This is a genomic window from Marinobacterium sp. MBR-111, from assembly GCF_040547585.1.
GTDB classification, from domain to species: domain Bacteria; phylum Pseudomonadota; class Gammaproteobacteria; order Pseudomonadales; family Balneatricaceae; genus Marinobacterium; species Marinobacterium iners.
Genome location: NZ_JBEPQA010000001.1, coordinates 308,157 through 319,393, shown reverse-complemented (window position 1 = coordinate 319,393; position 11,237 = coordinate 308,157). Strand labels below are relative to the sequence as shown.

At 54.6% G+C, this 11,237-nt stretch carries 12 protein-coding genes; 1 reads left to right on the top strand and 11 read right to left on the bottom strand.

The features are described from left to right. Positions 1-404: 404 nt before the first annotated feature. The 7 genes from ABIE61_RS01525 to ABIE61_RS01495 all read right to left on the bottom strand — a co-directional run bounded on the left by ABIE61_RS01525 (position 405) and on the right by ABIE61_RS01495 (position 5,723). Positions 405-1,097, bottom strand: a complete 693-nt coding sequence (locus ABIE61_RS01525) for a PHP domain-containing protein (RefSeq protein ID WP_354406125.1) — start codon at positions 1,095-1,097, stop codon at positions 405-407. Positions 1,098-1,202: 105 nt separating this feature from the next. Next, entirely contained in the window at positions 1,203-1,331 is a 129-nt protein-coding gene (locus ABIE61_RS01520; protein WP_354406124.1) for a hypothetical protein, read from the bottom strand. A 2-nt stretch (positions 1,332-1,333) separates the two neighbouring features. Then, positions 1,334-1,846 (bottom strand): hypothetical protein, encoded by a 513-nt coding sequence (locus ABIE61_RS01515; RefSeq protein ID WP_354406122.1) that lies wholly within the window; start codon positions 1,844-1,846, stop codon positions 1,334-1,336. Between the two features lie 99 nt (positions 1,847-1,945). Then, entirely contained in the window at positions 1,946-2,680 is a 735-nt protein-coding gene (locus ABIE61_RS01510; RefSeq protein ID WP_354406120.1) for a hypothetical protein, read from the bottom strand. 131 nt (positions 2,681-2,811) lie between these two features. Then, positions 2,812-3,345, bottom strand: a complete 534-nt coding sequence (locus ABIE61_RS01505; protein WP_062360330.1) for a GNAT family N-acetyltransferase — start codon at positions 3,343-3,345, stop codon at positions 2,812-2,814. Positions 3,346-3,458: 113 nt separating this feature from the next. After that, positions 3,459-3,944: a GNAT family N-acetyltransferase gene (locus tag ABIE61_RS01500; protein ID WP_027847521.1), complete on the bottom strand. Its 486-nt coding sequence runs from the start codon at positions 3,942-3,944 to the stop codon at positions 3,459-3,461. Between the two features lie 354 nt (positions 3,945-4,298). After that, positions 4,299-5,723: an aminotransferase-like domain-containing protein gene (locus ABIE61_RS01495; protein WP_354406118.1), complete on the bottom strand. Its 1,425-nt coding sequence runs from the start codon at positions 5,721-5,723 to the stop codon at positions 4,299-4,301. A gap of 107 nt (positions 5,724-5,830) precedes the next feature. Here ABIE61_RS01495 and ccoG point away from each other — a divergent pair, with 107 nt between their 5' ends. Further along, entirely contained in the window at positions 5,831-7,189 is a 1,359-nt protein-coding gene (gene ccoG / locus ABIE61_RS01490) for a cytochrome c oxidase accessory protein CcoG (protein WP_354406116.1), read from the top strand. Here the strand turns inward: ccoG and ABIE61_RS01485 are convergent. Genes ABIE61_RS01485 through pqqC form a run of 4 tightly spaced genes read right to left on the bottom strand, consistent with a single transcriptional unit; the run spans position 7,172 to position 11,236 of the window. Further along, positions 7,172-9,058 (bottom strand): S9 family peptidase, encoded by a 1,887-nt coding sequence (locus ABIE61_RS01485; protein WP_354406115.1) that lies wholly within the window; start codon positions 9,056-9,058, stop codon positions 7,172-7,174. The two genes, ccoG and ABIE61_RS01485, sit on opposite strands and share 18 nt — an antisense overlap. After that, entirely contained in the window at positions 9,051-10,214 is a 1,164-nt protein-coding gene (pqqE, locus tag ABIE61_RS01480) for a pyrroloquinoline quinone biosynthesis protein PqqE (protein WP_354406113.1), read from the bottom strand. The genes ABIE61_RS01485 and pqqE overlap by 8 nt, the downstream gene beginning before the upstream one ends. Continuing rightward, on the bottom strand, positions 10,207-10,485 hold the full coding sequence (pqqD, locus tag ABIE61_RS01475; protein WP_091827333.1) for a pyrroloquinoline quinone biosynthesis peptide chaperone PqqD: 279 nt from the start codon (positions 10,483-10,485) through the stop codon (positions 10,207-10,209). The genes pqqE and pqqD overlap by 8 nt, the downstream gene beginning before the upstream one ends. Beyond that, the gene (gene pqqC, locus ABIE61_RS01470) at positions 10,478-11,236 is read right to left on the bottom strand and encodes a pyrroloquinoline-quinone synthase PqqC (protein ID WP_354406111.1); all 759 of its coding nucleotides are present in this window, start codon (positions 11,234-11,236) and stop codon (positions 10,478-10,480) included. The genes pqqD and pqqC overlap by 8 nt, the downstream gene beginning before the upstream one ends. Position 11,237 lies beyond the last annotated feature (1 nt).

Sequence of the window (11,237 nt, the reverse complement as noted above, 5' to 3'; positions counted from 1 at the left end):
AGGTCATTCTGTTGACACTGTGGCCAACCAGCGCCAGACCGCCGTGGGGTGTGATAATCTCGGTTTTGGACTGTTCCAGCTTGAAGGTACGCATAGTCAGATATCACTGTCTGGGTGAATCGAGAATGGCGTCCATATTACCGCCGCAGGCCGCGTGGTTACAGGTGTGTGGAGATGCGAAGCTGAGTTTTAAGTCACGGAATCAGGGTTGATTTACCTGTGCCTCGTCCACCTATTAAAGCATTCAAATGCTCTGAGTATTTAATATCAATTCCATCAAGAAATCCGCCAACAAACCTTACAGACTCTATTCTGGAATAATACTTCTCTTTGATATCAGAGTTGAGGCGAACACGGGACTCTGAATCTGAAAATGCTAATTTAAACGAGGAAAAGCAGGGGGTTTACATTTTTACCAAACAAGTCGCATTTTCTTTTCTTAAGGTTTCCGGATCTTCTATATCTTTAGCATTGATAATCGCAATATTTTTATCGCGTTTGTAATCAGGGTTTTTATTTAAAAGAATCTGGTAATTAGCTTGGTCGCCTTGCTCCTTTAGAGCTTCTAGTGAAGTTGGGATTTGCGCTGCAAGCAGATTTTTATTTTTCCAAATATTGTTTAATTTCTGCTTCAATACACCGCTATCATCTGTGCAATGTGCGGCATAAACAAAGCCTCCTTTATCTATAACTGTCGATAAAATAAAGTCAGCACTCTTCGTTGAGGGAGCTGTACCATTAGATGTATCTATATCAAATTCATACAAGTAGTTATTTAAGGTTTGAATGCTTGTGTCTTCTGGATATAGACAAACCAAATGAATTTTTTCACTAGAAGCAATCTCAAAGCCTGGAAAGACAACAATACCTTGTGCATTGAAGGTTTGTTTAATCTTTGCAATTGAATCAACATTCCCGTGATCAGCTATTCCTACAACCTTGATTGACTCCTCAAGACAAACCTCTAATAACTTCTGATTATAGTCATCTTCTGAAAAATCCTGATTTTGACCTCGATACGTTATATAACTTGCAGGATTTACTTGGAGTGCGCACTTCCAGAATTTTGCCTTAGTATGTTCAACAGCCATATTCATATCTTCAATCCTTAGTTTTTTCACCGAGGCTTACAGGGCTCAATAACGCCCGGCACACCGGTGGCGCTATGCGCCATCCGTGTGATGCCGATTGTTATATTGCAATTATTTTTTCTTTGCCTTGTCCTCTTGCTCGGTATAGCCCTCCATAACTGGCACTAATTCTGGTGCCTCAACGTCTGGCGGACGCTCATTAGTAGCTTGGCTTTCATTGTCACGATCATTGCCACTCATAGTTATCCCTCCATCCATACATTAGCAAATATCAACGATATTGATATCAGAAAACACCATCCAGAGAAAACAATCTCAGAATAGCCTTTTCTAACATTTTTTAGCTTAAGGTTGTACTGCCTTTCCTTTTCCTTTGCCGCTTCCGAGTACCTTCTAGACAAGCTAAGATAAACAGTTGCCCGTTCATTTTCATGAAATAGGTCTGAGACTTCGTTTCCTGCAGGCATTTTCATTAGATCTTGTAACTTTATGCTTCGAAATATAAAGCTCCAAGACGAAGCCATAGAAATAATAGTGAAAACGATCGAAATGACTACCAGCCAGTCCAGAAATCCAGAAGGAGGTATTATTTTATCAGCGGACCAACGAACAAGAAGAATATAAGCACTCACCGCGACTGTAATTGACGTCAAGTACCTGACGGCCTTGTCTTCTAGCCGGTTGAATCGCCCACTTTCAGATTCAAACTGATCTTTTTGATAATCATATAGTGCCTTGTATTTCTCGTGGTCCACCGGAGCAACCTCTCCTAAATATAACGCTTTGCACACCGGACGAAATAAGCGTAGCTTATTGAGGTCCGAGCCGCGTAGCGGCTGAAGTGCTGCAACTTGTTAGTCTTTAAATGTGACATCACCATCAAGATACTTTCCATAACCTTTCACCAAGGCATCTACAATTTCAGGCACATCAAATATATCTAGATACGGAACCATCAATACACGCTTATCTTTCAAAATTACTCCTGCTTTCCTACGAAGAGAGTAGGTAAGGCCAGGAGTAAATATTTCCACAAAGAATCCTTCGAATACAAAACAGAAAGAGTACTTACCATACTTATGCTTTCTAAAAAACGGACTCATCACTACAGATTTCAATGAGCTTAGTGTAAATCCGTTTTTTGGTGTCCTATCGATTAGCCTTGAAATTTTCACAGATGCCAAGTTAAAAGGAATAGGTGTATTTTTAAACAGGTGATCTCTTATTTCTCCGTTCCAAGGCTCTGGTATATAAACTTTCCCATATGATGAGTGCTTAGAGTTTGCTGCCCGCCAAAAAACAGAAATAAAAAAGCTAGTTAATCGACAAGGATCAAAGCCAGAAAAAGTAACACCTAAATCATGGCGCTGAAAGTCTCCAACACTTCCTCTTAAAACTCTTAGAGAGTAGCTTTCATATAGTGAGTTAAGTAGTGATTCACACTCACCACACAAAAAACTTGTATCCCAACTGTCACTTGAGTAGTGAATAGGATCACTTCCACCAGCAGGAACAACGATAGCCTTTCCGCTGTTGGATCGGAGTATCTTTTTGAATACAGAATCAGGAATAGCATGTGAATTCTGCAATACACTTTCCTTATTGCACATTCCACATATATCCACAATATCTCCTTTGAAGACTAACGCTTTTGTTTAGCGGCGACTACGGAGCGCAGCGTAGTAGGCGTCCGGTGTAGGGCCGCCAGGCCCGGAACGCACTACAACAATTTGTTATGCAGTGCCCAGTCGTCGCGCGACATTCGATACACGCGCACAGGCCGGGCATGGAACTCTCGAGTCGTATAGTCTCCGAACCCGACTTTCTCCGTGACCCTGACGGAAGCTGTATGCTCCGGCTCGATAATAACAATTACCGACTCGCAGTGTTTTTGGTCGAAAGCATACTGGAGAACACCTTTTACAGCTTCTGTCGCATACCCCTGATGCCAGAACCTGCGGGCCAGACGATAACCTAGATTGATTTCTTCAACATCGCCAACCAACTCCGGCCCAACGCCACAGAAGCCGATAAAATTCCCTGATTCTTTCTCACACAATGCCCATGGCCCTATCCCATGAGAGGCGTAACACTCAAGGCACCAATCAACGAATTTTCGGGTAGCTTCTTCGTCACAAACTCCACGGACGGAGAACTTCATGACTTCTGGATCACTGAGCATTGCGGTGAGCACCGGAACGTCTTGATGGGACAGCTTCCTTGCAATCAACCTCTCTGTTTCAAACAATGGCACCTATCTCTCCCTGTGCATAACGCCCGGCTCACCGAGCAAATTTTTGATGGCGGCTTTTGTGCAAATCTTTGCACAAAAGGTGACAGCGGAAATATGTCCGGTGCAGCCGTTTGTTATGCAATAATTCTCTGACTCATCAGTTGGGCACCTTCACCGTAGCTAGAGCAGACTTCTTGATGCTCTATGAGCGAAAATCCCTGCTTTTGCCAAAACTTCAAAGAATCCTGTACTGAAACCAATCGAACCTGCTGAAAGCCCAATTCTTTAACCTTCTGAAGCAAATGCACCACCATCTTCCTACCAACCCCCTCACCTGAAGCCTCTTTTGAAATTGCCAAGTCATGCAGGAAAATTAGCGATCCCTCTGTACCAGCAGGGAGGGTCTGAAAGAGCTTTGGAGGTGCTTCACTATCCCAAGAATGTGCCAATAAGTACCCAACAACTTTTCCTGCTTTTTCATACACGAAGCAACACTCTGGTGAACGCAACCATTTACTTTTCAGAACATCCACGCTTTCAGGTTCGACCTGGGAATATGCTTCAGCTTGAATCTTTGCTATTCCTGACCAGCTCGTGTCATCTATTGGCTTGATTGACATCCTAGAAACCTTAATAAACTGTGCGGTATAGCCGCATCTTGTGCATAACAGCCTATTTATGAGGTAAACCTCATAATAATTATTAGCGGGTATACCTTTTAATTTTCCCAACCCACCCATAACCCACTGATTTTCTTAAATTAACGACAACGCCCTGAGCTGAAAAAGGTAAAACAGCGCTCCGCCTGTGGCTCAAACGAGTACAGACCACAGCACCAAGGAACAGGTACACGCCAGAAAAGAGATGATCAACTGATGAAACATGAAAATTGCAAACCATCCCGGTCATCGACCCATCCTCTTTTCCCTGTCGTTGTGGCTGCCGACTTCCCGCTGGCAGAGTTCAAATATGCATCATTTGTTGCCTGCTGCCAACAGCGCTGGCAGCTGATTCAGCGCAGCCAGTCGTTTGTCATCCCAGGGGTGAGCGTAGCTGATGCGCAGGCAGTGTTTGAATTGACCGGATACCGAGAACAGCGGTCCCGGAGTAATGATGATGCCCTGCTTCAGCGCGCGGGGGTAGCAGGCCAGCGTATCGTAGGTATCGGGCAGTTCTACCCAGACGGCCAGGCCACCGGTGGGCCTGCTGACGCCCAGGTCGATGGGCCAGGCGTTGAGGGCGGCGATCAGTTGGTCGCGGCGCTGGTGCAGTGCGTTGCGCTGGCGGCGCAGGTGGGTGGCAAGGCTGCCATCGGCCATGTAGTCGGCTACGCCCTGTTGCAGGGTGCGGCTGCTGGCCAGTTGGGTGACCAGTTTCAGGTGCAGGATGCGGGCGTGCCAGCGGCCACCGGCGATCCACCCCAGACGCAGGTCACGCGACAGGGACTTTGAGAACGAGCTGCACAGAATCACGCGGTCATCACCGTCCAGCGCCTTGAGCGGGTCGGGCGGGCTGCCCAGCGCGGTGTCGGCATAGATGTCATCTTCGATGATGGCCAGATCATGGCGCTCGGCCAGCGCCAGCAGGTGTTGTCGGGCTGCAGTGGGCATCAGTGCGCCACTCGGGGTGGCAAACGCGGGCGAGACGATACAGGCCTTGACCGGCCAGCGCTCTAGTACCGCGTCCAGTGCGTCCATATCCATGCCGGTGTCGGCACCCGCAGGGACTTCCACCACCTGCAGTTGCAGCTGTTCCAGCAGCTGCAGTACACCGTAAAACCCGGGGGACTCGACGGCCACCACATCACCGGGCTTGCAGCAGGCCATCAGCGCCAGAAACAGGGCATGCTGACAGCCCGAGGTGATGCAAAACTGATCCGGTGCGGCGGCCCAGCCGCGACGGGCATAGTGCAGCGCCAACTGCTCACGCAGGCTGATCGACCCGGCGGGCTCATCATAATACTGGTAATCGTCACCGCGCTGACGCCGCAATGCCCGTCCGATGCTGCGGTTCAGCGCCACGATGCCGGCCGGCAGTTCGCCCGCATTCAGGTCAGGCAACAGGTCAAAGGCGGCACTGCGCTGCATGATATCCAGCAGCAGGTCATTCACGCTCACGGGCCGTGGCGGCTGAATGACTCGGGTATGACCGGGCGTGCCCTGTTGATCACTAGGCGGTGCTGGCCTCAGGGTGACGAAGTAGCCGGCCTTGGGACGCGCTTCCAGCCAGCCCTGGGCCTCCAGTCGCTGCAGCGCATGCTGCACTGTGGCCTTCGACAGGCGGTGCTCACGGCACAGCGTACGGATCGACGGCAGGCGCTCACCCAGCCGCCAGCGTTGCTCCTGAATGCCCTGCAGCAGCCAGTGCTCCAGCTGCCGGTAGCGATAATCCAATGTCATGCCGTTTGTACCCATCTGTACCGATTCATTTTTATTTTTTTATACCTGAACCTATTTCGAGTACAAGCGTAATCTTGCCCGGTCAACAATTCAGGGGACCGCCCAGCATGGAAAAGATACCTGTCGTTCAAGAACACACCCCGCCCTACGCCCGCGATGGCAAGTTTCATGTGCGGCTGACCGAGGGCCGGTTTCAGACCCTGCGCCGCCTGAGCAGCTGGCCGATGATCACGCTGTTTTTCGGACTGGTGTGGGTGCAGGTGGATGGACAGCCCTGGCTGCTGTTCTCGTTTGCACAGCGACAGATCATACTGTTCGGCCATGCCCTGTCCTGGCATGACCTGCCGCTTTTGGCCGGGTTGATGATTGCCGGCGCCTGTCTGCTGTTTTTCATGGCGGTGGCCTGGGGACGAGTGTGGTGCGGGTTTGCCTGTCCGCAAAGCATCTGGACCTGGCTGTTCATTCGTATCGAGGGTTTCACCGAGGGCCGGGCCAGTGAGCGTGCTCGCGCCGATGGCAAACCGCTCGGCGGCGCACGCCTGTTACGCCGTATCGCCAAGCATCTGCTCTGGATCGGGCTGTCGCTGCTGACGGCGCTCACCTTTACCGGTTATTTCATCCCGATGCGTGAGCTGGTCAGCGATGCGGTGCAGCTGCAACTGACGGCGGGTATCACCGGCTGGCTGATCATCATGGCCGGCCTGACCTACGCCAATGCGGGGCTGGTGCGTGAAAAAATCTGCCTGCATGCCTGCCCCTACTCTCGTTTTCAGGGGGTGATGTTCGACCGCGCCACGCGTACCGTCAGCTACGACACGCACCGTGGCGAACCCCGCGCCAGCCTGCGCAACGCCGATCTGAACAGCGGCGATTGCGTGGATTGCGGCCTGTGCGTACAGGTGTGCCCGACCGGGATTGATATTCGCGATGGCCTGCAGGCCGCGTGTATCGACTGTGCCGCCTGCATTGATGCCTGTGATACGGTGATGACCAAACTGAACCGGCCCACGGGGCTGATCCGTTTCGCCTCGGAAGCACAACTGGAGGGCGAACGCTCGCCTCTGATACGCCCACGCCTGGCAGGCTATGGCGCGGTCATGCTGGTCGCTTTTGGTGCCGTGCTGTACGGCTTTACCGGCACTACCAGCCTGCTGGTGGAGATCCGTCGTGACCGTGGCGCACTGTTTACCCAGCAGGATGAGAACACCGTCTGCAACCACTACCGGGTCAAGGTGGAAGGCTTTACCCGTCAGCCAGAACAGGTCAGGGTTGCGGTGCAGGGACCGGGCGCATTTGAGTTGTTCGGGCCCGAATTGATCGATCTGACCGACAACAACGCAAGCTGGCTTTCGTATCGCGTGTGTGCCGAAGACTTCGACCTGCCCCGCGCCAGTCTGGACTTCCACTTCACCGGCCAGACCGGATCAGCCAGCAAGCAGACCACGTTTTTAACGCGGGGGATTTGAGGCGGCGTCGATAATACTCCGGTAGAACGCCAGCTCCCGTTCCAGCACCTGTGCCTGGTTCTCGGGCTGGCGAAAGCCGTGAGCTTCGTCGGGGAAGTAAAGGGTTTCAACGCGAATGCCGTTTTCGCTCAGGCTCTGTGCCATCCGGCGTGTTTGCTCCGGCAGCACGACCTTGTCCTGTTCGCCCTGAAAGAAGATCACCGGGACGCTGACGCAATGGGCCTGCATCAGCGGCGAGCGTGACGTGTAGCGTTCAGGCTCGGTTTCGGGGTCTCCGATCAGCCAGTGCAGATAACGGGATTCAAACTTGTGCGTGAGCTGGTTCAGTCGTGCCGGGTCGCTCACGCCATAGAGGCTGGCCCCGCCACTGAAGCGGCTGGAGCGGCACAGTGTGCTCAGGGTGGTATAGCCACCGGCACTGTTGCCGCGAATGAATATGGCATCCGGCTGTGCCCGTCCCTGTTCTATCAGGCTGCGGGCAATGGCTTCCACGTCTTCCACATCGGTGATACCCCACTGCCCAGCCAGTTGCAGGCGGTAGTCTCGTCCATACCCGGTGCTGCCGCGGTAGTTCACATCCGCGATCATGAAGCCGCGCTGTGTCCAGTACTGGATGGCAGGCTTGAGCACCGGGGCCGTGCTGGCCGTAGGGCCTCCGTGGGTCCAGATCACCAGCGGCAGCGGCTGGTCGTGCGGCACATTGGCCGGTCGATACAGAAAGTAAGGCACGGAATCGACCCATTCACACAGCGGCAGACTGGGTACATAGGTTGGGGAATGCCCTCCAGCCAGCACTGTACACTGGTCAGGATCGTCGGCATCCAGCTCGGTATCGATTTTCACAATTGCCGGCTCACGATCGGCAAATTCGGCAACACACCCTATCCATGTCCCCGCAACACAGAGTGCGTGCAGGCGTGTGGGCATCAGGCTCAGCTCCAGCGGCTGCCAGCCCTGCGCCACCTTCGAGCCCTGCATAAAACGCCACAGGCGGGTATAACCGTCACACTGTCCCAGTGCGACAAGATCACCCGAGGCGCTCCAGCCGTAGGTACTCAGACCAAACTGCCAGGGCGCCGTGGTAAATTCGGTGCGCTCCGGCACTGGGCTGCCAGCGGTGTGCAGTGGCTGAAACCCGGACGAGGTCAGCGCTTCAATGCGCCACCAGTTGTCACGGTCAACCACGGCATGCAGTTGCCCTTTCGGTGAAAAGCGTGGCTGCAGCCAGGCGGCGTCTTGCGTGCCTGATACCTGACAGGCCCGAGCAATCTGCCCTGCGCCGTTCAGATCCGCCAGCATCAGGCGGGTACAACGCCAGGGCTGTTGCGGGTGATCCCACTCAACCCACGCCAGCCGATCACCAGTCGGGCTCAAGGCCGGTGAGCTGTAAAAGTCGGCGCCTGCTGCCAGTGTTTCCACGCCGTCGGTGTCCAACTCGACTGTGACCAGTCGGTTGATCGGTTCCGGCGCCGTTTCGGTGTGCTGTTCACTGATCGCCAGCAGACGCTGATGGCGGACGTCGTACTGCAGATCGGCAAAGCGTGTATCGGGCATCGTCGTCAGAGGATAGGCCGGGGAAGCCGCATCCAGCGGCTGGCACCAGATCTGCTGATCGCTGTCGTTGACGAAGCAGACCCGATCACCCGCCAGACACCAGGCGCCGCCGCCGTACTCATGTACGCGGCTGCGAACACTGAAATTATCGGGCAGCAGGCTGACCGCCTCGCCCGCCTCAAACCGGCACAGCCGATTGCGCCCTGTTGCGGCATCGAAGCTCACCCCATACAGATGCCCCTGATGAAACCGCAAAGCGGCGTAGTCATGGATCGACTGCACCGCCTCCCGTGCACTGAGCACGCCTTCACCCACGCGCAAACACCCGTGAGTTGCGCTCGTTACGGAAGGTGATCGGGGTATCCTCGCCGCTGTGCTCGGCAGCGGCACGGGCATCCAAAATTTTCTGATGATGCGGTGACTTGCTGCACACCGGGTCCGCCGCGTTCATATCACCGGCCAGCATATAGGCCTGGCAGCGACAGCCGCCCAGATCGTGCTCCTTCTCGTCACAGGAGCGACAGGGCTCCTGCATCCAGTCGTCGCCCCTGAAGTGGTTGAAGCCGAACGACTCGTGCCAGATATGCTGCAGGGTATTGTCCTTCACGTTAGGGAACTCGATCGGCAGCATGCGGGCACTGTGACATGGCAAGGCGGTGCCATCCGGTGTCACCGTGAGGAAGATTTCGCCCCAGCCGTTCATGCATTTCTTCGGCCGCTCTTCGTAGTAATCGGGCGTGACGAAGATCAGTTTGATCGGGTTACCTTCGGCCGCGAGTTTTTCACGGTATTCGTTGGTGATGCGCTCGGCCCGCTCCAGCTGCGCTTTTGTAGGCAGCAGGGCTTCCTTGTTCTCGTAGGCCCAGCCATAGTACTGACAGGTGGCCAGTTCGACAAAGTCCGCTTCCAGCTCCACACACAACTCAATGATGCGGTCGATCCGATCAATGTTGTGCTTGTGGGTGACGAAGTTGAGCACCATGGGGTAGCCCTGGGCTTTGACTTCGCGCGCCATCTTCAGTTTCTGCTGGAACGCCTTATTCGAGCCGGCCAGCATGTTGTTGACCGTTTCGTCCGAGGCCTGAAAGCTGATCTGGATATGATCCAGCCCCGCTTCTCGAAAAGCCGCAATGCGCGTAGCGTTGAGGCCGATGCCGGAGGTGATCAGGTTGGTGTAGTAGCCCAGCTTGCGCCCCTCGGCGATCAGCTGCTCCAGATCCCGCCGTACCAGCGGCTCGCCACCGGAAAAACCCAGCTGCGCCGCGCCCATCTTGCGTGCCTGACGGAACACGTCGATCCACTGATCGGTGCTCAGTTCTTCGCCGTGTTCGGCGAAGTCCAGCGGGTTGCTGCAGTAGGGGCACTGCAGCGGGCATTTGTAAGTCAGTTCCGCCAGCAGCCAGAGCGGCTGGCTCGGGTGCTGGGGCTTCTGCTGTTGTACGGACGGCTGTTCAGGCTTGAGCTCAGACATAGCCGATCCAGTTCTGCTCATGGGCAATCGCCAGGAACTCCAGCACATCCGGCCCCAGTTCACCGGCGTCGGGAAAGCGGGTTTCCAGGGCCTGAATGATGGCGGCACAGTCCTGCTCGCCATTCACTTCACTGAGGATGGCACCCGCGCTGTCGTTGAGCTTGATCATCCCTTCCGGGTACAGCAGCACATGGCAGTTCTGCGCCTCTTCCCACTGGAAGCGGAACATGGCGTTCAGCTTCGGGATTTGGTCCAGCGCCGGTTTAGTCATTGAACAGTCCTCGGTGGTACGCCTTCTCCTGGGTCACGGTATGGAACGGCGGGCGTTCCAGTTCGTACGCCATGGTCATGGCATCGAGCATACTCCAAAGCACATCCAGCTTGAACTGCAGGACCTCCAGCATCCGCTCCTGCTGCTCGCGGGTGGTGTAATGATCCAGGGTGATCTGCAGGCCGTGTCCCACGTCGCGGCGTGCTTCGGTGAGGCGGTTGCGGAAGTACTGGTAGCCCTCGGCCTTGATCCACGGATAGTGCGTGGGCCAGGTGTCGAGACGCGACTGGTGGATGTGCGGAGCAAAGAGTTCAGTCAGCGAGGAGCTGGCCGCTTCCTGCCAGGTGGCCCGGCGAGCAAAGTTCACATAGGCATCGACGGCAAAGCGTACGCCCGGCAGCACATGCTCGTGGGACAGGATCTCTTCGCGTGTGAGGCCTACCGCCTCTCCCAACTGCAGCCAGGCTTCGATACCGCCCACCGCACCGTCGTACCCGTCATGGTCCATGATGCGCTGCAGCCACTGGCGGCGTACGTCGCGGTGCGGACAGTTGGCCAGAATGGCGGCATCCTTGAGCGGGATGTTGACCTGATAGTAGAAGCGGTTGGCGACCCAGCCGCGGATCTGTTCCGGGGTGGAGTGACCGGCATACATGGCCACATGGTAGGGGTGATGAATGTGGTACAGGTCGCCTTTGGCGCGCAGGGCCTGTTCGAATTCACTGCGGCTCATCGGTTCACGGTTGCTCATG